Origin of the sequence: Krasilnikovia cinnamomea, assembly GCF_004217545.1 — a bacterium.
Classification (GTDB): domain Bacteria; phylum Actinomycetota; class Actinomycetes; order Mycobacteriales; family Micromonosporaceae; genus Actinoplanes; species Actinoplanes cinnamomeus.
In genome coordinates, this window is sequence record NZ_SHKY01000001.1 from 1922699 (window position 1) to 1947477 (window position 24779).

Annotated in this window: 18 protein-coding genes and 1 tRNA gene; 10 read left to right on the forward strand and 9 right to left on the reverse strand. The window is 69.1% G+C overall.

From position 1 onward, the window contains the following. Positions 1 to 45: 45 nt before the first annotated feature. Positions 46 to 426: a hypothetical protein gene (locus EV385_RS08470; RefSeq protein WP_130508963.1), complete on the reverse strand. Its 381-nt coding sequence runs from the start codon at positions 424 to 426 to the stop codon at positions 46 to 48. Positions 427 to 667: 241 nt separating this feature from the next. On the opposite strand from EV385_RS08470, the gene EV385_RS08475 reads away from it, so the two are divergent. The 4 genes from EV385_RS08475 (at position 668) to EV385_RS08490 (ending at position 6399) form a co-directional block, all read left to right on the forward strand. Beyond that, positions 668 to 739: transfer RNA gene (locus EV385_RS08475), tRNA-Arg, on the forward strand. Positions 740 to 1170: 431 nt separating this feature from the next. After that, positions 1171 to 1431 (forward strand): HipA domain-containing protein, encoded by a 261-nt coding sequence (locus EV385_RS36075; protein ID WP_207229782.1) that lies wholly within the window; start codon positions 1171 to 1173, stop codon positions 1429 to 1431. A gap of 268 nt (positions 1432 to 1699) precedes the next feature. Continuing rightward, on the forward strand, positions 1700 to 4432 hold the full coding sequence (locus EV385_RS08485; RefSeq protein ID WP_130508965.1) for a type I restriction endonuclease subunit R: 2733 nt from the start codon (positions 1700 to 1702) through the stop codon (positions 4430 to 4432). Positions 4433 to 4434: 2 nt separating this feature from the next. Further along, on the forward strand, positions 4435 to 6399 hold the full coding sequence (locus EV385_RS08490; RefSeq protein WP_130508966.1) for an N-6 DNA methylase: 1965 nt from the start codon (positions 4435 to 4437) through the stop codon (positions 6397 to 6399). A 37-nt stretch (positions 6400 to 6436) separates the two neighbouring features. Here EV385_RS08490 and EV385_RS08495 read toward each other — a convergent pair whose 3' ends face one another. Next, the gene (locus EV385_RS08495; RefSeq protein WP_130508967.1) at positions 6437 to 7282 is read right to left on the reverse strand and encodes an ATP-binding protein; all 846 of its coding nucleotides are present in this window, start codon (positions 7280 to 7282) and stop codon (positions 6437 to 6439) included. Positions 7283 to 7559: 277 nt separating this feature from the next. Between EV385_RS08495 and EV385_RS08500 the strand changes: the two genes are divergently transcribed. Next, complete coding sequence (locus tag EV385_RS08500; RefSeq protein ID WP_165449417.1) at positions 7560 to 9053, forward strand: PAS domain S-box protein; 1494 nt, start codon at positions 7560 to 7562, stop codon at positions 9051 to 9053. Between the two features lie 17 nt (positions 9054 to 9070). Further along, positions 9071 to 9193, forward strand: a complete 123-nt coding sequence (locus EV385_RS36220) for a hypothetical protein (protein ID WP_479723876.1) — start codon at positions 9071 to 9073, stop codon at positions 9191 to 9193. A 36-nt stretch (positions 9194 to 9229) separates the two neighbouring features. Here the strand turns inward: EV385_RS36220 and EV385_RS08510 are convergent, their stop codons facing one another. After that, positions 9230 to 9991 (reverse strand): pirin family protein, encoded by a 762-nt coding sequence (locus EV385_RS08510; protein ID WP_130508970.1) that lies wholly within the window; start codon positions 9989 to 9991, stop codon positions 9230 to 9232. 113 nt (positions 9992 to 10104) lie between these two features. Here EV385_RS08510 and EV385_RS08515 point away from each other — a divergent pair, with 113 nt between their 5' ends. Continuing rightward, positions 10105 to 10572: a MarR family winged helix-turn-helix transcriptional regulator gene (locus EV385_RS08515; protein WP_130508971.1), complete on the forward strand. Its 468-nt coding sequence runs from the start codon at positions 10105 to 10107 to the stop codon at positions 10570 to 10572. 111 nt (positions 10573 to 10683) lie between these two features. Here EV385_RS08515 and EV385_RS08520 read toward each other — a convergent pair whose 3' ends face one another. Next, a complete protein-coding gene (locus EV385_RS08520) occupies positions 10684 to 11595 on the reverse strand; it encodes an SGNH/GDSL hydrolase family protein (protein WP_130508972.1) in 912 nt (303 codons plus the stop codon). Between the two features lie 346 nt (positions 11596 to 11941). Between EV385_RS08520 and EV385_RS08525 the strand changes: the two genes are divergently transcribed. Then, a complete protein-coding gene (locus tag EV385_RS08525; protein ID WP_207229783.1) occupies positions 11942 to 15031 on the forward strand; it encodes an amidohydrolase family protein in 3090 nt (1029 codons plus the stop codon). 118 nt (positions 15032 to 15149) lie between these two features. Here the strand turns inward: EV385_RS08525 and EV385_RS08530 are convergent, their stop codons facing one another. After that, positions 15150 to 16316, reverse strand: coding sequence for a hypothetical protein (locus EV385_RS08530; RefSeq protein WP_165449418.1), 1167 nt, complete (start codon positions 16314 to 16316; stop codon positions 15150 to 15152). A gap of 274 nt (positions 16317 to 16590) precedes the next feature. Here EV385_RS08530 and EV385_RS08535 point away from each other — a divergent pair, with 274 nt between their 5' ends. After that, complete coding sequence (locus tag EV385_RS08535; RefSeq protein WP_130508975.1) at positions 16591 to 17661, forward strand: hypothetical protein; 1071 nt, start codon at positions 16591 to 16593, stop codon at positions 17659 to 17661. A gap of 39 nt (positions 17662 to 17700) precedes the next feature. Then, entirely contained in the window at positions 17701 to 19029 is a 1329-nt protein-coding gene (locus EV385_RS08540; RefSeq protein ID WP_130508976.1) for a hypothetical protein, read from the forward strand. 7 nt (positions 19030 to 19036) lie between these two features. On the opposite strand, the gene adhE is transcribed toward EV385_RS08540, so the two are convergent. From adhE to EV385_RS08560, 4 genes are all read right to left on the reverse strand, one after another. After that, positions 19037 to 21676, reverse strand: a complete 2640-nt coding sequence (gene adhE, locus EV385_RS08545) for a bifunctional acetaldehyde-CoA/alcohol dehydrogenase (protein ID WP_130508977.1) — start codon at positions 21674 to 21676, stop codon at positions 19037 to 19039. A 124-nt stretch (positions 21677 to 21800) separates the two neighbouring features. Then, complete coding sequence (locus EV385_RS08550) at positions 21801 to 22391, reverse strand: CPBP family glutamic-type intramembrane protease (RefSeq protein WP_165449419.1); 591 nt, start codon at positions 22389 to 22391, stop codon at positions 21801 to 21803. A 91-nt stretch (positions 22392 to 22482) separates the two neighbouring features. Then, entirely contained in the window at positions 22483 to 23334 is an 852-nt protein-coding gene (locus EV385_RS08555) for a hypothetical protein (protein ID WP_130508979.1), read from the reverse strand. Then, positions 23331 to 24752: a hypothetical protein gene (locus EV385_RS08560; protein ID WP_130508980.1), complete on the reverse strand. Its 1422-nt coding sequence runs from the start codon at positions 24750 to 24752 to the stop codon at positions 23331 to 23333. Before EV385_RS08560 ends, EV385_RS08555 begins: the two co-directional genes overlap by 4 nt. Positions 24753 to 24779 lie beyond the last annotated feature (27 nt).

The following is a 24779-nucleotide window of genomic DNA, read 5'->3' on the forward strand; positions in this document are numbered from 1 at the left end:
ACGGGGCGGGCGGTAAGCACACCCGCCCGCCCCGTCACTCACCTGTCAGGCGGCGACCCGTGGGCTGCAGATCGAGTCAACACCGTCCACGCCGGCACAGACCTTGTAGTAGGTGATGCGCTCGCCGGAGACGGTCTTCCAACCGTCGCCGCGCTGGCTGCCGTTGCCGTCGCCCACCACGTACTTCGTGCCGGGCGTCGACGTCCACAGGTGGATACGCAGGCCCTTGTTGTCCGCCGCGTCGTCGTGCACGTACGCCTGAACGTGCCCGTCCAGGACGCAGCCCCAGCCGATCCGGCGGTCGTAGTCCGGTACGTACTGGCAACTCCCGTGTGCCATCGCCGGGGCCGCGCCGACCAGCACGGACCCGATGCCGACCAGCGCGGCGACGCCCGCGCCGACGCGGGTCCTCAGTCCAACCTTCATGGTTTCTCCCCTCGCGGAACATCAGCGAAGAGGGCACGGCTCCGCCCACCGCACATACAGGACGTGCGCGTGCAGACCGCCATAACCCCCGTGTCACGGTCGACAACGCCATGCATCGCCGAACGTATCGAAGACTATGGCTTTCCGACCGGTGGGTGTCAAACCGGCTGGCTGGCCCAAACGGGCACGGAGCCCCCTCGTCGCGGCTTGGTCATCAGCTTTGCTAGGCTGTCTGCACTGAGCCCCCGTAGCTCAGGGGATAGAGCGTCGCCCTCCGGAGGCGAAAGCGCAGGTTCGAATCCTGCCGGGGGCACCGCAATAGAGCCAGTCCCCCGATCACTGATCAGGGGAGCAGGTCGGCGCAAGATCCTCGGCACGCTCTCGGATGACTCCCATTCCGCATCGGCCCGGGCTGCGCTCGGGTGAAGCATGAGCGCCCGGCGAGACCTGGAGTTTGACTTCGGGATCACCACCGTGGACGGTGAACGCGGACGGCGACTCGCAGCCGAACAGACAGCAGCGATCATGGAAGTCCTCGACGGTTCCAGCGCCGCCTGCAGCCACCAGACCAGCCGCGGCCGGAACCCCGGCAGCCCCTCCGCCGCCACTCACATAGCGACGAGACCCGGCAGGGCGCGCTGCGTTTCAAGACCGATACCGAGGGCGAATTCCAGCATCCGGCACCCGATGTACCGAAGCTCATCGCCCTTCCCGCCCTGCCTCGGTCCGGGGGGCCACCGGCTCATGATCGCAAAATTTCCGCACCATGCCGACGACTGGAGTGTCATCGCATGGGAGAAGACTGCTCTTGACCTGGCCGAGGCCGCCGGAATCCCGGTACCGAAGAGGCAGCTGGTCGGCGTCGAGGGCAACCCCGTGCTTCTGCTCGAGCGTTTCGACCGGAAGGGCGCCCATCGCATCGGTTACCTCAGCGCGGTGACCCTTCCGCCACGAACAGCCGATCGCCTGGGCCGAGACCGAACCGTGCGATGTGCTCGCGGATGATTCACGTCAGCACCGGCGAGCAGCACCGCCCAAATCGACGCAACCTTCACCGGTGGCTATTGCACTGCCCGAGCGGCGTCGAGGGAACGAACGGTGAAACGATAGGTGTGCAGACCTGCGCGGTAATGTGAGGAAGCTTCCCGATCGTCGCCAGGAGATCCCGTCCGAAACGTCACGTAAGTGCACAGTACGATAAGATTTCCCATCTCTCACACTTAGGTTTCTCTACCTGCCACGGATGCCAGCGTCTGGATGGAGACCTTGACTGATGAGCCCGGCCGGACCGAACGAAGCTGCCACCAGAGCACAACTTATCGACAACCAGCTGGCGAGTGCCGGATGGAACGCCACGGGGGAAGATCTCGAAGCCGAATACCGCGTTGAATCGCGCGGATCCGCGGGCCAGGGATTCGTGGACTATGCATTGCGCGGCGAAGACGGCAGAGTGGTAGGAATTGTCGAGGCGAAGCGAAGCTCTCGCGATCCGATCGTTGGCAAAGAGCAGGCACGTCTTTACGCCGATGCAATCGAACAGCAGCAGGGGCTTAGGCCTGTCATCTTCCTTGCGAACGGCTATCGAATCCTGTACAGCGACGGAATCGGTGACGCTAGGCAAGTCGGCGCCTTCTTCTCCCCCGAGGACATCGCCCGCCGGCTGTTTCAACGCGAGAATCGTTCCAGGCTCGCCGCTGTCGAAATCAACTCGAAGATCGTCAACCGGCCGTACCAGCTAGAAGCACTACGTCGGGCCCACGAGACTTTGGACGAGGGCAAGCGACGCCTCCTCTGGGTGATGGCGACCGGGACGGGAAAGACCCGTACGGCGGCCGCATTTGTGGACACGGTTATCCGGGCCAGATGGGCACAACGAGTTCTCTTCGTAGTGGATCGCAACACACTCGCAACTCAGGCACTGGACGCATTTCGAGAGTTCCTACCCGGTGAGCCGGCCGAGCAGATTCGAACGTCAACGTACGACAACAGCAAGCGAATCTATGTCGCAACACTACAAACCATGCAAGACTTCTACCAAGAATTCACGGCGGGCGCATTCGACATAATTGTGATCGACGAATGCCATAGATCCATTTACCACAAGTGGAAGTCAGTACTCACCTACTTTGACGCATATCTAGTAGGGCTTACTGCCACACCTGCCGACTTTATCGACCGGAATACCTTCGATTTCTTCGGATGCCAAGATCGTCTCCCGACGTTCGCCTACGACCTCGAACAGGCCGTTGAAGACAAGAACCTCGTCCCATACGAGGCCTACCACGCTCGCACCCAGATCCAGATCGAGGGAATTCACGGCTCCGAGTTGCCACCGCAGGTCAAAGCGCAGCTGGAGGAAGAGGGGATCGACCCGGATGACCTCAACTTCGAGGGCACTCAGCTAGAGCGTCGAGTCACCAACCGCGAGACCACTCGACTCATCGTGCGTGAATTCTTTGACAACGCTCTTGCCGACCCGTCTGGAAGCCTGCCGGGAAAGAGCATCATCTTTGCGATTAGCCACAAGCACGCCGTTCGGCTCCTTGAGATCTTCAACGAAATGTATCCTCAGCACATCGGCCTAGCCGAGGTTATCGACTCTCATATGGAGGACACCGAATCTCTCATCAGGCGCTTCAAGCGTGACCCGTTCCCCCGGATAGCAATTTCGGTCGACATGCTCGACACTGGCGTTGACGTTCCCACGGTTGTGAATCTCGGCTTCCTGAAACCCGTGTTCTCACGAATCAAGTTTTGGCAGATGATCGGCCGAGGAACTCGGGTGGTTAGCGAAACCAATGCTAAGGAGTGGTGCCCCGCCGACGCAAAGAAGGTATTTCGGATCTTGGACTTCTGGGACAACTTCAACCGATTCCAGCTAGACCCGGAGGGCGTGGAGCCATCCGCTTCCACTCCGGTCGCAGTACGCAAGTTCAGATTGCTCCTACAAGCTGTTGTAGGAGCCCGGCAGGTCGGCCGCCCAGATCTAGAAGAAACATTGATTTCTGAGCTCCGCGGCATGGTCGACAGCCTGCCGATGGAGAGCCCGCTCGTTCGGGCGGAAGGCGAACTGATCGAGCAGGTCGCTCGTGAAAACTACTGGCTTCAACTGACGCCACAGAAGCTTCAGACCCTCAAATTAGAGTTCGCCCCTCTAATGCGCTTCCTTCCGCGTGTCGACGTCGCACGTGAGACATACTCGAATCACTGCCTGTCCGCGATCGTTGCCATCCTCGATGAGGATGACGACAAGATCGAGCGGGCGCAAGAGAAGATGCTGGACGACCTTCGGCATCTACCTGTCGATCACCCAGACCTGGAGCGGGAGAAGGCGTTCCTGATCGATGTGCACAGGGAACGCATTTCGCCCCCACGTACGCCAGACGAGGTTTGGACTCTCCGCAGCCGGTTCGAACGGTTCATGCGCCTGCGAGAACCCGAGCCGCAACATCTCATCACCCTGGACCTCGACGACGTGTTCGAGCAGCGTGACTGGATCGTTGTCGGGCCGGAATCGCGCGAATTTGATCTGGACGATTACCGGCGCGAGGTCGAGGATCGTGTCCGGATGCTGGCACAGACTCATCCGGCTATGTTGCGCCTCGCCACCGGACAGCAGCTGACAGACCAAGACCTAATGTCCATTGAGGCGGTGCTAGACGAACCCGAGCTTTACATTACGGAGTCAACCCTACGACGCACCTATTCGGCGCCACATGGCTCCTTCACTACGCTCCTCCGTCATGCGTTGAAGGTCGAGAAGCTTCCGTCACGTGAAGAAGCCATCAACGATGCTGTGGCGGCGTTGACCCACAGTCGAAATCTGACAGCAGACCAGATCCTCTTTGTTCGCCTCTTCGCGCGCAGGCTAATACAGGTGGGACGCGTAGAACGCCAAGATCTCTATGAAGTGCCCTTCAGCAGGTTGGGCGGGGATGTTGAACAGAAGCTCTCGCCTAACGACCTTGAAGAATTGCTGGCCCTCAATTCGATGTTTGGGATGTAACTGTGCTCCGATCTGACCTCCGCAAGAAGATTGATGCCCTCTGGAACAAGTTCTGGTCCGGCGGTCTGGCCAATCCGCTGATGGCGATTGATCAAATGAACTATCTGATCTTCTTGAAGCGACTCGAGGACAAGGACAACGCTGCCGCCCAGAGCGCGAGGGCTCGCGGCCAAAAGTACGTGTCTCTATACGCCGCCGAAGACGCCCAGGACTGCCGGTGGTCCTACTGGCGGAACTTGCCGGGCGACGAGATGGTCCCCCACGTGCAGGGCCGTGTATTTCGCTGGATGAAGGGTCTCGCTCCCGAGAACCATGCGTTTACTCAGTACCTCGAGGATGCGACCTTCCTCATCCAGAAGCCAAGCCTACTGGTCGAGGCAGTAAATATCATTGACGACCTTGCGATCGCGGATCAAAACATCGATACGCAAGGAGATATCTATGAGTACATGTTGAGTCGGCTCTCTGTAGCGGGTCAAATAGGCCAGTTCAGAACACCGCGGCACATCATCCGTGCGATGGTCGAGCTGGCCGACCTGCGGTTCGGTCAGCGGGTGCTCGACCCTGCCTGCGGTACCGGCGGGTTCCTGATCGCCGCATACCAAAATCTGATCGCCCAGGGCACATCTGCTGAGTTCCTGACGACCGACGAAGACGGTGCCATCCATGGCCTGGTCGGCGACCGCCTAACCGAAAGCCAATGGGAGTGGTTGCGCACGGCTAGTCTGGCAGGATACGACTTCGACCCCTCCATGGTCCGTATCGCGGCTATGAACATGGTTCTCCATGGAATTGAAACTCCGCAAGTGAACTACGCCGACGCGCTTGGGAAGTCCTTTTCTCACGCTGCGCGCGCTCAGGTTGTTCTGGCCAACCCGCCGTTCAGTGGGTCGGTCGAGTCGTCAGAGATTTCTGACGAATTTCGATTCTCCACCAAGAAGACGGAGCAGCTCTTTCTTCAGCTGTTCGAGGATGTTCTCACCCCCGGTGGACGAGCCGTTGTGATCGTCCCTCAGGGCATACTTCTCGGAAATCACCCCATCCCTACCTCTCTGCGCCAACGCCTCATCGAAAACAATGTTCTGGAGGCGGTAATCGCTTTGCCCCATTCGACGTTCAAGCCATATGCGAGTGTTGCCACGGCGATCCTCGTTTTCCGAAAGGGCGGCTCAACCGAACGGGTTTGGATGTATCAGGTTGAAGAGGATGGCTTCACCCAGAACGCGGCTCGGTTGCCTATTGCTGAGTCCGACCTTCCGGATCTTCACACCCAATGGTCAAGGCGAAGCAGCGCCGATTACTCGCCCGCTCCGGGTAAGCATGGGTGGGTGGAGCTGAGCGCCATTCGGAAGCGGGGATTGGAGCTGTGGCCACAGCTTTACCTCCGCTCGCAAGAGGTTGATCAGCGGTTCCCAACGGCGTCGTTGAAGGATCTCTGCAACATCAGCAAGGGACAGCTTCCGGCAAGCAAGGCCGTCCCGGGCGGAGAATATCGCCTTGTCACGACTTCGGAGGAACCCAAGTTCGCTGATTCATATCACGCTGAAGGCGAGTCCATCTGCATTCCCCTCGTCTCATCGACTGGCCATGGGCACGCCAGCATCAAGCGATTGACCTACGTTCCTTCAGGAAAATTTTCGGCCGCCACAATCGTGGCGATCCTGCAAGTGAAAGATCCAGGCAAGGTACACCCGCGGTTCCTTTACTACTATCTTGAAGCACACAAGGACGAGATCCTCGTGCCGCTGATGAAGGGGTCGGCGAACGTCTCCTTGAGCCTCTCAAAGATCGGATCCGTGTCAGTCCCGGTTCCGGATCCACAGGATCAGATGGCATATATTTCCACCTTGGCGGACATCGACGATTCGATCACACAGCTAAACCAGCAGGTCGAGCTCATGCGAGAGCAGAGGTTCGGCGAGTTCGAGCTCTTTCGATCGAGCTTCTCAGCCTCCCAAGAGAGCTGATTGGCCGGAGCGCTTCGCGTTGGGCGTCGCAGCGGCCCTATTCGATGGACGGTTCCGCCGTGGCGGTCTTGCCTGTCGCGGGCGGCGTGCTGACGGTCGCCCAGACCAGCTTGCCGGTCCGGGTGGGCAGCGCGCCCCACGCGTCGGCCAGGCTGTGCACCAGTCCCAGGCCCAGCCCCTGACGGGCCGGGTCGCCCGGGTCTCCGGCCACGTACCTGGGTGCGGGCGGGATGTCAGGACTGCGGTCGTGCACGGTCAGGTGCAGCCCTGCTCGACGGCGGGAGACGGCCACGTCGATGCGGGAGCGCGCGTGGTCGATGGCGTTGGCGACCAGCTCGGCCAGCACGGCGGTGGCGGGCTGCACCAGCTCCGGAAGATTCCAGCTGGCACAGGCGTAGTCGATGACCGCAGGGACCTCGGCCAGCGCGTCGGGATCGGGCGCCAGATGTATGGTGAGCCGCTCTGGGTGGGCGGCGGAGGCGATCAAGGCCGCGCGGGCCTCCGGCACGGTGGCGTAGATCGGCAGGAACCAGCGGGCGCCGCGCCGGCGCAGGACGGCGGCCAGCGGCGCGGCGCTCGGCAGGCAGACCACGACCGGCACGGGCGGGCGCCGCCGCTCGCCCCAGGACCGGGCGGTGCTCCACAACGGGGCGCTGGCGCCCTGCGGGTCGCTGAGATCGTGGAGGTCCACGATGAGCCCGGACGGCTGGTCGGCGAAGCATTTCCGCAGGACCTCGACCGCTGACGCGCTCAGGTCGACATCCCAACGGCCATGCACGGCGACCTCGGTGATGGCGGTGTAGAAGTCGCTGACCGCGGTGACCGCCTGACCGATCGATCCGGCCCCGGGGAAAAGCAGGAAGGGTGACTCGTCGCGTCGCATGATCCCTCTCCCCAAGCACGAGACCCTCGGCCAGAAGTCTCCCGGTTTCCATCTCGTTTGCCCCTCAGCGCGACCGTTCAACCGTCGAGATCGACGATCCTCACCCCGGTCGTTGTATGCCCAACTGCGATAAATGGTTCCTTACACCCAAGGACTACTAGGGTGGAGTGCGTTGGCCCGTCCGCAGGAAGACCGAGACATGAAGAAGTGGCGTGGGATTCGCGTCGCTGGTCGCCTCACTGGCGCCTTCGGACTCGTCGCACTGTTGGTGCTCGTCATGATCGGTTTTGCCGTCGTCAACATCATTGAGCAACGCAGGGCCGACCAGCAGATCACCGCGTCCGCGGCGCTGCGAAGTGACGCGCTCAGGGCGAAGTTCCGCATCGCCGACCTCAACGGCTGGCGGACGGGGTACGCCTTCGACACGATCCGGGGGGTGCCCGACGCCACGGCGGACGCGACGGGGCAGCGCGCGAGGTTTCTGGCCACGGCGGCAGCGTTCCGCGAGGATCTGGACCGGCTGGCCGCCGACACGCTGTCCCCGGTCCAACGGCAGCAGCTGGCCACCGCCGAGGACGCCTTCCGCCGCTTCATGGAGCTCGACGCCCGGATCGTGTCCGGGTACCGGTCCGGCGTACCGGCCCGGATCGCGGCCGCCAACGAACTGGTCGCCGGTGAGGAACTGTACTGGTACGAGACGACCGCCACCGCGGTCGAGCAGCTCGCCGGTGAGGCACAGGCCAGCGTCGACGCGAGCGCCGCCGCCGCCCGCAGGACGAACTACCGGGCGTTGACGATGATGATCGTGGTCGGGATCGTGTGCCTGCTGCTCGCCCTGGTGCTGGCTGTGCGTGCGACCCGTACCGCCGCCGCCACGGCCCGCCGTAAATCGATGCTGGCCGCGATCGTCGAACAGTCCGCCGACGCCACCTGGGCGCTCACCCTCGACGGCATCATCACGTCCTGGAACAGCGGCGCCGAGCGCATCTACGGCTACACCGCCGACGAGGTCATCGGCCGGTCCGTGGCGATGCTGCTGCTACCCAACCGCATGGGCGTGCTCGCCAGCGTGCTCGCCCGCATGGCGGAGGGCCGCCAACTGCATGTCGACGAGGCGGTACGGCTTCGCAAGGACGGCAGCAAGGTCTTCGTCTCGACCATCCTCTGGCCGCTGCGCAACGCTGACGGGGTGATCATCGGCGGCGCCGCGACCGAGCGCGACATCACCGCCCGCAAGCACCGCGAGGCCGAGCAGCGGATCGCCGACGAACAGGCCGCGCGGGCCGCCCGGCTGGAGAGCCTCGGCCAGCTCGCCGGCGGCGTGGCCCACGACTTCAACAACCTGCTCGCCGTCATCGTCAACTGCGCCGAGTTCGTCGCCGACGAGACCGGCGACGACGTGGCGGACGATCTGGCCCGGATCCGCGACGCCGCCGATCGGGGCCGGGACCTGACCGGCCAGTTGCTGCTGTTCGCCAAGCGGGGACGCCGGCCAGTTGGAGACCGTCGACCTGAACGCCATCGTCACGGCCGCCACCAGCCTGCTGAGCAGGACCATCGGACCCAACATCACGCTGAGCTGCCACACCTGCCCCGGCACCGTTCCGGTGAGCGCCAACCGTGGCCGCCTCGACCAGATCCTGCTCAACCTCGTCATCAACGCCCGCGACGCGCTGCCCGAGGGGGGGAACCATCGACATCGAAACCGGCATCACGGGACTGGCGGGCGGCCCGACCCAGCCGCTGCCGGCGGGCAGCTACGCCCAGCTGACCGTCCGCGACAACGGCATCGGCATGAGCGCCGAGGTCAAAGACCGCCTCTTCGAGCCCTTCTTCACCACCAAACCCGCCCTTCAACCACTCGACACCGCCGGCAGCGAACCGCAGCCGGAACCGTCGCCCGGCGCCTGACCGCAGGGCAATGTCTCGGTCGCGGGCCGGTGGTGGTCAGCCTAGGGTGGCGTGCATCTCCCAGACGAGAACCTCGGCTGGTTCGGTCGCGGTGATCCGCTGCCCGCCGGTGGCGGTGAAGCGGACCGCGTCGCCGGTGGACAGCGGGCCGGCGCCCTCCAGAGTCACGGCGCCGCGCGGCACGAACAGGTGCAGGAACGGCGCGTCGGGCAGTTGCACGCTCTGGCCCGGCTCCATGCGGGCGGCGTAGAGCGCGGCGTGCTTGTTCTTGATCCGGATGGCGGCGTTGCCGTCGTGCTTGGCCATGCCGGACGCGACCGGGACCAGGCCGCCGGCCAGCAGCTCGTTGTCGATCTCCAACTGCTCGTAGCCGGGCGTGATGCCGCGCTCGTCGGGCACCACCCACATCTGCACGAAGTGCACCGGGTCGGTGTGCTGCCGGCCGCCGAGGCGCCAGGAGTCGTTCTTCTCCGAGTGCAGGATGCCGGTGCCGGCACTCATCCGCTGCGCCAGACCGGGGTAGATCACGCCACTGTGGCCGGTGGAGTCCTGATGCACCAGTGAGCCCTGCAGCACCCAGGTGACGATCTCCATGTCCCGGTGCGGGTGGGTCTCGAAGCCCATCCCCGGATGCACGATGTCGTCGTTGTTGACCAGCAACAACCCGTGGTGGGTGTTGCTGCGGTACTGGTGGTGACCGAAGGAGAACGAGTGCTTCGAGTCCAGCCAGTCGATGGCGGTCTTGTAGCGCTTGTCGGCGGGCCGGATGTCGACCTTCGGGCTCAGCAGGGTGCTCATGGCTGGTTCCCCTCGATCAGAAGATGATGCGTCATGTACCTCGGCCCAACATACATGACGCGTCATTGATTCCGCAAGGATGACGTGTCATGGAAATTGGCTAGGATGGGGCCATGAGCGACGCCGCCTGGCTCACCGACGACCAACAACACGCCTGGCGCGCCTACCTGCAGGCGCAGAACCGGCTCACCGCCGCCCTGAACCGGCAACTGCAGACCGACTCGGGCCTGTCGCTGCCGGACTACGAAGTCCTGGTCCACCTCACCGACGCCGCCGACGGCCGGTTGCGTCCCTACGAACTGCAGCGCATCCTCGGCTGGGAGCAGAGCCGGCTGTCGCACCACCTCGCCCGCATGCACAAGCGCGGGCTGGTCGCCCGCGACGAGTGCCACGACGACGGACGCGGCGCCTACGTCGTCCTCACCGACACCGGCCGCCAGGCGATCACCGCCGCCGCCCCCCGGCACGTCGACGCCGTACGGCGCATGTTCTTCGACCACCTCACCACCGAGCAGGTCACCGCCATCGCCGAGACCAGCACCCAGGTCCTCACCCACCTGGACGCCACAGACCGCCCCTGACACACCACGACCGGTCAGCGCCCCTACTCGTGCGCCCGGTCAGCCCTTCCACACCAGGCCCACAGGCTCGTCCCCGCACCGAAGGGGTGCGCCTCCCGGGAGCGCGCCCGGTCAGGGCTTCTGGTTCCGGTCCCTGATCCAGACGTACGCGGGCCGGCCGTCCTCCGTGACGGCCCGGATCCGGCTCCAGTAGGCGCTCACGTTGCGCCGACGTGCCTGGTTCCAGTGGGTCAGTTTGACGTGCCTGGTGTCGGCGTACGGGTTGTCCACCGGCGGCCGCCAGTACGGGGCCAGGACGGCACGCATGGCCCGGTACCAGTTGTAGGCGATCTTGCGGTAGCCGTAGTCGTTGGGATGGTGGGCGTCGTTGAGGCTCAGCCCGCCCACGGAGGTCTGGTCGACCAGGTGCACCAGAGGCCCCTTGGCCGCGACGACGCCGGGGATGAGCGCGTTGTAGGCGCGGTTCGCGGCCACTTCCCCGGGCACCCGGGTGGCGATGATCCTGGCGACGAAGATGTGCGCGCCGGGCACCTTGGCGTGGATCTGGTCGATCATGGCGGACAGCTTCGCCGCGATCGCCCGCGGCTCGTGCCCGCGGGCGACGTTGTTGGTGCCGGTGTGCAGCAGCACCACATTCGGCCGGTACGTGGTCAGCCAGCCGTCGAGGTGGGCGGCGATCTGCTGGGTCGACTTGCCGCCGTGGCCCTCGTTGTCGAGGTCCCCGTGGCGCCCGCGCTTCTGGGAGCCGACGAAGTCGAACCGGGCACCCGCGGCCGTGAGATCCCGCTGCAGGTGGTACCGGTAGCCGTCGCCCGTGGAGCTGCCGATGCCGTACGTGATGCTGTCGCCCAGCGGCATGATCCGCAGCACTGTGCGGCGCGCCGCCGAAACGTCAGAGGTCTCCGCCGCCGGGCCCGCCCCGACGGGCCCGGCGGCGGCCGGGGCCGGGGTCGCGTTCGCGGCCGGGATGACCGGCCACGCGAGGACCCCGACGATGGCGGCGGCCAGAACGGGCTTCTTCACGGGAACATCACCTGGGACTGAGGCGCGGGGTACTGGGGGCAATGTCTTGGATCGGCCCCCGGGCACGCCACTGAAGAACAGCGATCGGCGCAACTCGGCTCACCACCACGGCAAGGGCCGACGGTGACGAAGCTCTCCTATCGTCCTCTCCCCGGCTGGCCGAGGCAATCCCCCGGCGCGCAGGCCGCCCCCGGCGTCCGTCATCCGGCCCGCCAGCCGGGCCAGACGATCACCCGGGCACTTCGACGGTTCGAGGCCGAGTCAAGATTCACCGGATGGCTTCAGTACGTGTCGATGTTCTGATGGAATTGTCGGTATCCACTACAGACGATCCATGGGGGACAGGTTGTCTGACAGTCCGTACAGCCGCCGTCGAATCCTTCAACTGGGCGGCCAGGCGGCCGCGATCGCCGGGGCGGTCAGCGTCACCGGCGCCTCCGCCGAGCCGGCCACGGCCGCCGCGGCGGCCGGAGGATCGGTCACCCTCAACGAGGGTACGAACGTCGCCGCGGCGGCGTCGCCGGACGGCCGGTGGGTCGCGCTGGACCTGCTGACCATGGTGTGGGTGCTCCCCGCGTCCGGCGGAGTCGCCCGCCGGCTGACCGACGAACTGCTCGACGCGACGCTGCCGCACTGGTCGCCCGACTCGGCCTCGGTGGTGGTGCAGGCGTACACCGACGGCAACTACCACCTGTGGCTGATCAATCTGGACGGCAGCCGGCGCCAGCTCACCTCGGGCCGGTTCGACCACCGCGAACCCCGGTTCGCACCGGACGGCAGGTCGATCGCGTTCGCCTCGGACCGCGGCGGCTCGGGCTACGGCATCTACGCCTACGACCTGGCTACCGGCGCGATCAGCACGATCTCGGACACCGCGGCGGAGCAGGCCGCGCCCACCTGGTCGCCGGATGGCCGGCGCGTGGCGTACACGGTGGACGGTGGCGCCATCGACGTGGTCGACGTGCCGACCGGCGCGGTCACCCGGGCGATCGGCGCGGCGGCCGGGGTCGGCGTGTTCGCACCCGCGTTCACGCCGGACGGCCGGTCGCTGGCCTACGTACGCTTGGCCGGTGCGGCGTGCGATCTGATGGTCGGCCAGACCCGGGTGAGCACCGGCGAGGACGTCTTCGTCCTGCCGCTGACCTGGCTGGGCGGCGACCGGCTGGTCTACACCGCGGACGGCCGGGTCTGGCAGCGCCCGCTCGACGGACCGCGCACGCCGATCCCGTTCGCCGCGACGGTCGCGTTGCCGGCGCGTACCCGGCCGGCGCGCTTCGTCCGCGACCTGACCGGCACCCGGCCGCAGCCGGTACGGGGCATCGCCGGCCCGGTCGCGTCGCCGGACGGCACCCGGGTGGCGTTCCGGGCGCTGAACGCGCTGTGGCTGCTGAGCGTCGGCTCGCCGCGCCCCGAGCGCCTCGTGGCCGACGGCTACTTCGCCTCCGACCCTGACTTCTCCCCCGATGGCCGGTACCTGGTCTACAGCTCGGACCGGGCGGGCAGCGCCGACCTGTGGCGGCGCGACCTGACCACCGGCGCCGAGGAGCAGCTCACCAGGCTGCCCGGCGGCCAGGTCGCGCCGCGCTGGTCGCCGGTCGGCGACCGGATCGCCTTCGCCGACGACGACGGCGCCACCTGGATCCTGGACCTCGCCACCGGCCAGGCCCGGCAGGTCGTGCCGGGGATGTTCCAGCCGGGCCGGGTCAGTTGGTCGCCGGACGGGCGCACCCTGGCGCTGGCCGCGGTCAAGCCGTACAGCAAGCGGTTCCGGGAGGGCACCAGCCAGATCCTCACCGTGGACGTGGCCACCGGTGCGCTCACCTACGCCGAGCCGATGCCCGGCGCGTCACTGTCCACCCGGGGTGACGACGGGCCGACGTGGTCGCCGGACGGGCGCTGGCTGGCGTTCGTGGTCGACTCGGTGGCGTGGGTGGCGCCGGTCGACGGCGCCGGGCGGATCACCGGCCCGCCGCGCCAGGTCACGCACGAGTACGCCGATTCCCTGTCCTGGCGGGGTGAGCGGCTGATGTATCTGCACGCGGGCCGGCTGCGGGAGGTGTCCGTGTCCGGCGGCGGCCCCCGGACGATCCCGCTGGAGCTGTCCTGGCGGCGGGCCCGCGCCACCGGGCACGTCGTGATCCAGGCCGGGGCGCTGTGGGACGGTGTCGCGCCCGGGCTGCGCCGCGACGTCGACGTGGTGCTCGACGGCGACCGGATCGTCGCGGTGGAGCCGACGCGGCCGCGCTCCGGGGCCAAGGTGATCGACGCGCGGTCGTCGACGGTGATGCCGGGCCTGATCGACGCGCACGTCCACTGGCATCTGCGCGGCCGGCAGTGGGGCGACCGGCAGGGACGCCTGTGGCTCAGCTACGGGGTGACCACCACCCGCTCTCCCGGCGACCCGGTCTACCAGATGCTGGAGACCCGCGAAGCGCTGGAGTCCGGGGCGCGGATCGGGCCCCGCTACTTCGCCACCGGCGAGGCGATCGACGGTCCCCGGGTCTACTACAACTTCATGCGCCCGACCCGGGACGTGGCCCAGGCAGATCGGGAGCTGGGCCGGGCCGAGGACCTGGGCTACGACCTGATCAAAACGTATGTGCGGCTGCCGCTCGCCGCGCAGCGCCGGGTCGCCGAGCGCGCCCACCGTGGCGGCCGGAAGGTCAGCTCCCACTACCTGTACCCGGCGGCGTTCCTGGGCATGGACGCGATGGAGCACACCGGCGCCACGAACCGGCTCGGCTACTCGCACACGGCCAGCCGGCTGGAGCGCTCGTACGCGGACGTGATCGAACTCTTCGCCGCCTCGGGCATGTCGCTGACCCCGACCCTGTTCCACTCCACCGTCCTGTACGCCGACGACCGGTCGCTGGTCGACGACCGGCGGACCAGGACGTTGTACCCGTCCTGGGAGTACGCGCGCCTGCTCCAGCGGGTCGCCGACGCCGGGTCCCCGGCGGGCGAGGTGGCCCGGGAACTCCTGCGTACCAACGTGGGCACGGTGCTGCGCGTCCATCGGGCCGGTGGCCTGGTCATCACCGGCACGGACGCGCCCCTGGATCACCTCGCGATCGCACTGCACATGAACCTGCGGGCGATGGTGCGGTTCGGCTTCACCCCGTACGAGGCGTTGACCACCGCGACCGCCAACCCGGCCCGGTCGCTCGGGTTGGCCGGGCGGCTGGGCGTGGTGGCGCCCGGGGCCTTCGCCGACCTCGCGATCGTGGACGGTGACCCGCTGAGCGACATCACCGCCGCCGCCGCGGTCCGGGGCGTGCTGGTCGGCGGGGTGCCGCATCGGGTCGACGAGCTGCTGGCCGCCTTCCCCGAGCCGGTGGCGCCGGCCACCCGTGCGGCTCATCCGGTCGGCGCGATGGCCGGGCGGCACTGGTGGCACGAACCGGAATGGGCGGTGCGTGCCTGCTGCGGCGCCTGAGGCCAGCCACGGTCCAGGCCGCTGACCATCGGACGCTCGAGGTTCGACGGTCAGGCGGGCGACTTCTGGTCCGGTGGCAGAGCGGGGTGGTGCCGAGGGCCGGCACCACCCGTGGGGCCTATCGAGCGCTGCGGCCGGATGTGCCGCCGCACCCGTAGATGCAGAACTGGGCGAAGTGCGGGGTGCTCCGTCCGGCGAAGGCGGTGAACTCACCGCCGACCGCGATGCTGCCGAGCAGGGCGTTGGCGTCCATCGTCAACACCCCCCACTTGCCGTTGCTGCGCGGGTTCCAGTCCAGCAGCAAGCCGGTGGCGGCGTCGAGGGCGATCAGCTTCGGCTGGCTGCGCAGTGTCGCCGGGCACCAGGAGGTCGCGGTGGCCGACGGTTTCGGGCAGGCGACGTCCCAGTGCCCGCCGGCGTACACGACCCCGCGCAGGTAGGTCATCGCCTGCACGTCGCCGTCCGTGACGCTGCTCCACAGGAATGCCCCGTCGGGCCGGTACGCGGCCACCCGGCCACCGGGGCCGCCCTGCCCCGCGAACACCCGCTCCGCGGTGACGGCGATCCCGCCGACCGGGTACGGCGTGTTCGGGCGGAACCCCGTGTCGACCTGCCCGTCGGCCAGCGCCAGCGCGCCGAACCGGGCGGTGTTGCTCGCCCCGTTGAGCTTCTTGAAGGCGCCACCGACGTACAGCCGGGACCCGGCCACGCTCAGCGCCTTCACCTGGCCGTCCGCGTCACCGCGGAACGTGGTGTCCAGGGCACCGTCGGTCAGCCGGAACGCCGCCAGGTTCTTCTCCGCACGCCCGTCGATCGCGCTGAACGCGCCGCCGAGGAACAGCCGCCCACCACCGGCGGTCAGCACGTTCCCGGTTCCCGTGATCGTGTGCTTGAGGGTTCCGACCGCGCCGGTCTTGAGGTTGACGGCGGCCAGGCCGGGACGGGCCTGCCCGCCGACCGTCTTGAACTTCCCGGTGACGTACAACGACACCCCGGCGGCGGTCAGCCCGAAGACGGTGCCGTCGGCCACCGGCGCCCACGGCAGCAGCTCACCGGTACGGGCGTCCAGGGCGGCCAGGCGCTTGCGGACCACCGATCGGCCGTTGACGATGGCGTTCCGGAAGCTGCCGCCCACGTAGATCGTGGTGCCGACGTACGCGCTGGTGTAGACCAGCCCGTCGAAGGTGACCGCCCGGGCCGGAGCGATGGAGACCAGCGGTACGGCCGCGGCGGCGGGCGTTGGCGCCCCCGTCACGGCGAGCCCGGCGGCCAGCAGGAGTCCCATGTGGCGCCGCCGCGGGAAAACGCGGCGCGCAATCGCAGCAAAACGCATGAATATGACCGTAAGTTAGCTAAACCACCATAAGTATTGAATCAGTGACATACCCTCTAAAGAGGTTCGTTGATGTGGAGTTTGGGTCAGCTCCCCACCCAAACTCTCCAAGATCCCGAAAGGCCGACCGGTCGGTCAGGAAAGCCCGTGCAGGTGGGTCCCAAGATCAGGGCCGGACCCGTAACATGCCGCTCGTGATCGACAGGTCGAGTGGTGGATGGGCGGCGTGACGGACCGAAACGATGGGGGTGGAGCAGCACCGCAGTCGTCGACCGAGCTGAGGCTCGTACGCCCGGTGGTCGTGTCGATGCCGCACGCGGCACCCCGGCACAGCAGCCGGTCGCCGAAGTCCGCCGCCGGGCCGTACCCGGTCGCAGGCGGCTGGTCCCCGGCCGGGCCTGGCGCGCGCGAGCGCCGTGGACGCGGCGCGGACCGCGCCCGCCGCCGCCGGGTGACGCTGGCCGCCGCCGCGGCCGTCGTGGCGGCCGTGTTCAGCGGCGTGGGCCTCGGCGCCCTCACCACCGCCGGTCCCGAGGACGTGAACGACGCCGCCGCCACCAGCCCGGCGGGCGCGCCCGTCGACCCGGCGCTGGCCGGTTATCCGGGCATGCCGGTCGCGCCCGCCCCCACCAGCTCGGCGGCGACGCCGCCGGGCGGCGGCACCACGGCACCCCGCCCCACCGGCAGCGGGCACGCGCCCTCCCCCAGCCTGTCCACCGTCCCGGCGGCCCTGAACAGCGCGACGGCCCCGGCCAGCCGGCCCGCAACCGCCCCTCCGGTCGCCACGTTCGCGGCACTGAGCGGCGAGAGCTGTCCCCAGTCCGGCGACCGCGGCTACTTCGCGCGCGGCCAGGCCAGCGACTGGTACTCGCGGTCGCACGGCGGATGGAACAGCGACGGGTGCGGCGGGCGGATGATCGCCGTACCGATGAGCGGCTCGGCGACCCGCGACGACCGGGACAACGTCATCGTGTGGTGGTTCCACACGGGAAGCGTCCGCACCGGCAGCTGCGCGGTACGGGTCCACGTCCCCGACACCGGCACCGGCAAGGACTCCGCGGGCAAGCCGGCGCACTACCTCGTACACAGCACCGACGACCACAACGGCCCGGTGATCGGTGAGTTCGACGTGGATCAGCCCGGGAACCGGGGACGGTGGGTCGACGCCGGGCGGTTCCCGGTGACCAACGGCGAGATCTCCGTCCAGATGGTCACCCGGGGCATCGACTTCGGCAGTGGCCGCGACGGCGACCACCTCGGCGTTTCTGCGCTGCGGGTGGACTGCCGCGCCGCCTGAGCCCGGCCCGCCCGCTGTCTCACAGGAAGGAAAAGCCCGGTGTACGAGCGCACCCCCGCCCCGATGATCCGCCAGCGCGGCTCGTTGCTTCTGGTCGTCGACCACGACAGCACCGGGACGGACCTGCCGGACCTGCCCAGCGACCCGCAGGTGACCACGGTCGTGGTGGCCACCGCGGAACCGCCGGAGACCCTCGTGCTGCGCGCGCTGCTCAACTCCGCGCTGGCACCCGGCTGCGCCACCGTACGGCTCGTGCTGGCCGGAGCGGGCGCCGCCGATGCCGACGGCTGGTGTCCGGCCCGGCAACTCGCCGACTCGCTGGGGTTGCCCGTGATCGCCCCGGACGGGCCCGTGATCGCCCTGCCCGGAATGTTGTTCGTGGTCGGCGGCGGGTGGTGGACGTTCCGCCCCGGCGCGGGCCCGCTGGCGGAGGGCCCACGGCAGCCGGCGACCCCGTGGCAGCGCGCCGTGACCCGCCCGGTGCCGGCCGGCGCGCGGCTGGTGGCGACGCCCATCCCGGCCGGCATCTGGCTGCACGGCGGCGACGAACCCGCCGACGCCGACGACCCCGTTCTCGCGGTGCCGTCCGACCCGGCCCGGGTCACCCTGGTGATCGGCCGGCCCGGCAGCGCCGACCCGGACCCGCAGGCTCTGATCGAGTACGTCCGCGAGCTGGCGCCCGCCGCCGGCGACGAACTCGTCCTGGTCCCGTACGGGCCGGGGGGCCGGTACGTCGACGATCTCGCCGCGCGGCTGCCGGGTGACGCGGTCGCGGCGGTGCGCGTCGACGCGGGCCTGGTGGGCGCCGAGCCGGACGGCGCGACGGTACGCATCGTGGTCGACGACGCGGGCCTGCCGGGCTGGCGGCCTCCGGCCCAACGGCTGCGCTATTACGGCGGCGACGCTCCCCGCCTGCTGGAGTGGCGCGCCCCGATGCCGCACCTGCCCGCCCTCGACGTGGGTACCCAGCGGCTCCGCGAGGGATGGCTGGTCGAAGTCGTCCGGTGCGGCCTGTGGGTGCGCCCCGAGCACGTCGACGACGACACCGTACGCCGGATGCCCGCGCACCCCGAACGGCTCCTGCTGCTGGTGGGTACGCCGTCCGGCCCGCCCGCCGCGACGGTGTGGCCCGCGGTGCGGTGGCTGCTCGACGCGCTGCCCGACAACGAACTGCGCTACCTCCAGCCGGTCCTGCCCACGGGCACGGCTCAGCCGGACGGGTTCCCGGACGCGTGGACCCTGACCCCCGACGCGGAGGTGATGCCCGTACCCCCGGGCGTCCCCGATGCCGCGGACGGGTGGAGCGACGACCCCGGATGCAGCGGAGGGCGCGACGACGACCCGGCACGCCAGCCGGCCCTGCCGTGAAACCGGGTCAGCCCACGGCGGCTGGCTGCCGGACACCGTGGTACGCGGCGCGCATCAGCTCCTGCATGTCCGCCAGCATCGGCATGCGCGGGTTCGCCGGGGCGCACTGATCCTCGTACGCGTTGACCGCCTGCTGCGGCAGCGACGCCAGGAACGCGTGCTCCTCCACCCCCAGGGCGGCGAACGACGGCTCGATGCCGACCGCGTCGCGCAGCTTCTCCACCGCCTCGGCCAGGGCGGCCACGCCCTCCTGCGGTGACCCGGCGGGCAGGCCCAGCATCGCCGCGATCTCGGCGAAGCGTTCCGGCGCCCGGTAGCTCTCGTACTTGGGCCAGCCGGTCAGCTTCGTCGGGGCGCTGCCGTTGTACCGGATCACGTGCGGCAACAGCACCGCGTTGGTACGCCCGTGCGCGATGTGGAACGTCGCGCCGAGGGTGTGCGACATGGCGTGCACGATGCCCAGGAACGCGCTGCCGAACGCCATGCCCGCGATCGTCCCCGCGTTGTGCATGCGCTCCCGCGACTCGGTGTCGCCGTCGATCACCGACTTGGCGAGGTTGGCGAAGATGAGCCGGATCGCGTGCAGCGCCAGCCCATCGGTGAAGTCGTTCGCGTACACCGACACGTACGCCTCGATGGCGTGGGTCAGCGCGTCGAAGCCGCTGTCCGCGGCGATGGCCCGGGGCAGGCTGGCGGTCAGCACCGGGTCGACGATCGCCACGCTCGGGGTGAGCGCGTAGTCGGCCAGCGGGTACTTCTTGCCGGTGCGGTGGTCGGTGATGACCGCGAACGGCGTGACCTCCGCGCCCGTACCCGAGGTTGTCGGGATGCACACCAGCCGGGCCTTCTCCCCCAGGGTGGGGAACGCGAACGCCCGCTTGCGGATGTCGAAGAACTTCTCCCGCATGTCGTCGAAGACGACCTCGGGATGCTCGTACTTCAGCCACATCACCTTGGCCGCGTCCATCGCGGACCCGCCGCCGAGCGCGATGATCGTGTCGGGGCGGAACGAGCGCATCAGGTCGGCGCCACGGTCCACGGTGGTCATCCGCGGCTCCGGCTCCACGTCGTCGATGATCTGCAACGACACCGCGCCCGGGCGGCGCTGCAACACCCGGTTGACGCGGTCGACGAAGCCCAGCCGGGTCATCGTCTCGTCGGTGACGACGGTGACCCGCTGCACGTCCGGCATGTCGGCGAGGTAGCGGATCGCGTTCGGCTCGAAGTAGATCTTCGCGGGGACCTTGAACCACTGCAGGTTGTTGTTGCGCCGGCCGATCCGCTTGACGTTGATCAGGTTGACCGCGGAGACGTTGTTGGACACCGAGTTTCTCCCGTAGCTGCCGCAGCCCAGGGTCAGCGACGGCAGGAACGCGTTGTACATGTCGCCGATGCCGCCCTGCGAGGCCGGCGAGTTCCAGATCACCCGGACCGCCTTGACCCGTTGACCGAACTCCTCCACCAGCGCCTGATCCTCGGTGTGGATCACGGCGCTGTGCCCGAGGCCGTCGAACTCGACCATCTCGGTGGCGTAGCGCAACCCCTCGGCCCGCGAGCGGGACCGCAACACCGCCAGCACCGGGCAGAGCTTCTCGCGGGTCAGCGGCTCGTTCGGACCGACCTCACTGACCTCGACCAACAGTACGGAGGTGTCCGGCGGCACGCTGAAGCCCGCCTTCTCGGCGATCCACGTCGCGGACTTGCCGACCACCTCCGCGTTGAGCTTCGCGCCGCCGCAGTTCGTGCCGTACGCGGTAGCGCCGAAGATGTACTCCTCCAGCTTTCGTTTGTCGTCCCCGGAGACCATGTGGGCGTGCAGGGCGCGGAACTGTTCCAGGGCCGCCTCGTAGATCTCCTCGTCGATGATGGCGGCCTGCTCCGACGCGCAGATCATGCCGTTGTCGAACGACTTCGACAGCACGATGTCGTTCACCGCCCGGGCCAGCTTCGCCCCCGCCTCGATGTACGCCGGGACGTTGCCCGCCCCCACCCCCAGCGCCGGTTTGCCCGCCGAGTACGCCGCCTGCACCATGTTGTTGCCGCCGGTGGCGAGGATCGTGGAGATGCCGGGGTGGCGCATCAGCGCGTTGGTCGCCTCCACCGACGGGTGCTCGATCCACTGGATGCAGTGCTCCGGCGCCCCGGCCGCGATCGCCGCGTCGCGTACCGTCCGGGCCGCGGCCACGCTGCACTGCTGGGCGGCCGGGTGGAACGCGAACACGATCGGGTTGCGGGTCTTCAGCGCCAGCAGCGACTTGAAGATCGCGGTCGAGGTCGGGTTGGTGACCGGGGTGATCCCGGCGACGACACCCACCGGGTCGGCGATCTCGATGATGCCGTTGATCTCGTCCCGGCTGATGATCCCGACCGTACGCAGGCTCGCCATGTTATGCGTGACGTGCTCGCAGGCGAAGATGTTCTTGACGGCCTTGTCCTCGAAGATCCCGCGCCCGGTCTCGTCGATGGCCAGCTGCGCCAGCTCCGCGTGCCGGTCCAGCGCCGCGACCGACGCCTTGGCGACGATGTGGTCGATCTGTTCCTGGTCGAAGTCCTCGTACACGGTCAGGGCCTTGAGGCCGTGCCCCACGAGGGTGTCGATGGCGCCGTGGAGATCCGGCACGGCGACGGTGGGGGCTTGTTTGGTCATCGCACAACACCTCGGCAGGTACGGTTCGGGCGCCCAGCGCGTCCGGTGGTGGCTGACCTCCCGATTCTCGTCGGGACTCACCCCGCGTGTCCGCAGATCACGGCGATTCCCGCGCTGCCCTCGGTCAGCGCAGCCACCAGGCGGCCAGGTCGGCGGCGGTGTGCGCGACCGCCGGTGCGGTCCAGTCGCCGGTGACCTCACGCAGCACACCCAGGCACAGGCCGACCGCCAGGTTGAGCCCCACGGTGTGCCAGCCGTAGAACGGCACATGCAGTGCGGCGAACGCCACCGCGGCGACGGCCGACGCCGCCGACGGTCCGTACCGGGTCAGGGCCGCGTCGTAGAGGGCACCGCGCAGCAACGCCTCCTCGGCCACGGCGACGGCGGCCACCACCACGGCCCAGGTCAGGTACGTTCCACCCGGGCGGTGCCCGCCATCGGCCGCGGTGAGGCGGCCCAGGATCGCGGGCAGGCAGAACAGCGCGGCGAGGCCGAGACCCGGCAGGACGGCCCGGCGGGCGACGCGCGGGCGGGACGGCACCCGGACACCGGCCGCCCCGGCGAGCACGCCCAGGGCCAGGGCGAAGACGAGCCCGGCGCCGATCGAGTGGGGCCCGGCCGGACCGGCGATGAGGACCCGCAGCCCGACCGCGGCCGCGAACCCGGCCAGCAGCAGAAGCATGGTCCCGGCCGCCCGGCCGTGCGGGCCGGTCACCGGCCCAGCCTGCGAAACGGTCGAGGCCCGCCGGCCCGCCGTCATCGGTCCGCCTCCGGGCGCGAACCAGGCGGAGCGGGGTGGCCCGCCTTCACCGGTCCCGCCCGCGTGCGCGAACCAGTCGGAGCCCGGCGATGCAGGCGCCGAGCACGAGCAGCACCGCGGCCAGCCCGATCAACTGGCGCACCGGATGCCCGGCCGCCGGGCGCGCGGGCGGCCCGGCGGCGGACGGACCGGCACTTGCCCGCCCGGCGGTGGCCGCCGGGCCGGATCCCGGCGGACCAGCGCCGCTCGGGCCGGTGCCCGGCGGGCCAGCGGCCGGGGGTGCCGCGGACGGCAGGACGAGGGCGAAGTCGCCGAGGCCCGGCATCACCACCTCGTAGATGTCGTTGCCGATCTGGAAGGCCTCCAGCGCCCGCCACGCGGCGGCGGGGCGCTCGCGGTACACCGCGGTCACCCGCGCCGAGGTGGCGACCGTGCTGCGCAGGTCGATGCCGGGCAGGAAGTTCGGGTCCGTGACGCGCAGCCGCACCGGCCCGGAGCGGTCCGCGGCGGCGCTCACCCGGTAGACGTTCCCGTCGATCACCCCCGTGGGCGGGGCCCTGTCCGGGGCGACCGGGCGGGCCGTCAGCGTGAGCCGGGTGGCGGCGGGCGGCCCGAGCAGGTCGCCGGTGGGCACGGACACCACCACCTGCGGGCCGACCTCCGCGCTGGCGATGCGTACCGCTTCGCGGTTGGCGCCGCCGGTGGCGGCGACGCTGCCGGTGGCGGTGGTCGGCGGGGCCGTGGCCACCGACCCCGGCGGGGGGTCGACGAACCGGTACGGCTCGTCCGGGAAGCCGAGGCCGTCGTAGAGCGGCACCCCGGCGGGAGTGAGCACCCAGGCAAAGCCCAGGGCGACGACGCAGAACGCGGCACGCGCCGCCCGCACCCGCCCGCTCATCCGGCGTACTCCGGCTCGGCGACCAGGGGCTGGGCCAGCAGCCACAGGGACAGCGCGGTGTAGGCCACCATCACCGCCAGCCACGGATACTCGCCGAGGCGGGCCCGGCTCGCCGAGCTCGCCACCCGGCGCAGCTGCAGGCTCGCCACGACGACCGCGACCACATGTACGGCCACGACCACCGCCATGCTGGCGTACCAGTAGACGGCGCTGGGCAGCAGATCCACCCGTGGCTGGAAGTCGTCGTCGAACGGGTACGGCAGCCGCAGCGGCCAGGCCGGCAGGCCGGTCGGATTGCCCAGCAGCGGTATCAGCAGCTGGCCGTTGACCAGCAGGTACTGCAGGTTGTGGGCCAGCAGGTACCCGTAGGCGATGGGCAGCAGCGAGGGCAGCAGGTCGCTGAGTCCCCGGCGGCCGGTGCTCCCGCTGGCCAGCCGCCGGGACACCCCGGCGAAGATCGCGAACACCACCGCCAGCGTGGCGGCCACGAGCAGAAAGGCGACCGTACGCCAGGTCGCCAGCCAACCCGGGTGCAGGACGAGGTTGCCGGGGATCCGCCGCTCCAGCCGGTCCCAGCCCGGGGTGGCCAGCAGCCCGTCGAAGGTCACGCTGACGAGCAACAGCAGCACGAACGCGGTCCGCGACGGGCTCGGGTCGAACGGCACCACCAGCCCGCCGCCCAGGCCGGGCCGCCCCGGCCCCCCGAAGCGCCAGTGCCCGAGCCGGCCCCAGGTGGCGAACAGAACGGTGAACATCTCGCCCCGGCGTGCGAACTCGGTGCCGAACACCAGCCCGGCCGCCGCGCACACCAGGGCGTACGCCAGCAGCCCGAACGCCGTGTTGGCGGGCACGACGGCGGTCGCGTTGACCACCAGTTCCGCCCAGGCGACGGCGAAGAACACGAGCGTGGCGGGCCACCACCCCAGCCAGGACGGCCAGGGCACCGGGTCGTCCGTTCCGAGCAGCCGCCGCCGCAGGCCGGGCCGGTCGGCGAGCCGGGCCAGCACCGCGAACGGGTTCACCGGCCGGGTCCAGTCGCCGACCAGCCCGCAGGACAGCGGCACCGCGATCCAGCCGAGCAGCCAGAACGTCGTCGGCAGCAGGTTCTCGGCGGGCTCCTGTGCGCCCCACAGACCGCACGCCGCCAGGGCCGCGAACACCGCGAGGCTGACCCAGCCGGCCCCACCCACCGGCGCGGCACCGCTGCCGCGTTCCGCCGTCGCCGGCCCGCCGTCGTCGTCCGCCGCCGGCGTGGCGCCCGGCGCCTCCCCGGGTGCCACCGGCATGGTGCGGAGCTCGCCGCCGCGCCGGGCGAGCAGCAGGAACGAGAAGACGACGACGAGTGTGCCGCCGAGCAGGAACACCGGAAGGGGCAGCGGCAGGTCGTACCGCTCGCCGAACGCGTGCGCGAGGTACACGCCGCCATCCCCTTCCGCCGTGCTCGG

What these genes read in the sequence shown, in the direction of transcription:
- EV385_RS08470 (WP_130508963.1), bottom strand. Translation starts at nt 426, where the DNA reads ATGAAGGTTGGACTGAGGACCCGCGTCGGCGCGGGCGTCGCCGCGCTG.
- EV385_RS36075 (WP_207229782.1), top strand. Translation starts at nt 1,171, where the DNA reads ATGATCGCAAAATTTCCGCACCATGCCGACGACTGGAGTGTCATCGCA.
- EV385_RS08485 (WP_130508965.1), top strand. Translation starts at nt 1,700, where the DNA reads ATGAGCCCGGCCGGACCGAACGAAGCTGCCACCAGAGCACAACTTATC.
- EV385_RS08495 (WP_130508967.1), bottom strand. Translation starts at nt 7,282, where the DNA reads ATGCGACGCGACGAGTCACCCTTCCTGCTTTTCCCCGGGGCCGGATCG.
- EV385_RS08500 (WP_165449417.1), top strand. Translation starts at nt 7,560, where the DNA reads ATGATCGGTTTTGCCGTCGTCAACATCATTGAGCAACGCAGGGCCGAC.
- EV385_RS08510 (WP_130508970.1), bottom strand. Translation starts at nt 9,991, where the DNA reads ATGAGCACCCTGCTGAGCCCGAAGGTCGACATCCGGCCCGCCGACAAG.
- EV385_RS08515 (WP_130508971.1), top strand. Translation starts at nt 10,105, where the DNA reads ATGAGCGACGCCGCCTGGCTCACCGACGACCAACAACACGCCTGGCGC.
- EV385_RS08530 (WP_165449418.1), bottom strand. Translation starts at nt 16,316, where the DNA reads ATGGGACTCCTGCTGGCCGCCGGGCTCGCCGTGACGGGGGCGCCAACG.
- adhE (WP_130508977.1), bottom strand. Translation starts at nt 21,676, where the DNA reads ATGACCAAACAAGCCCCCACCGTCGCCGTGCCGGATCTCCACGGCGCC.
- EV385_RS08555 (WP_130508979.1), bottom strand. Translation starts at nt 23,334, where the DNA reads ATGAGCGGGCGGGTGCGGGCGGCGCGTGCCGCGTTCTGCGTCGTCGCC.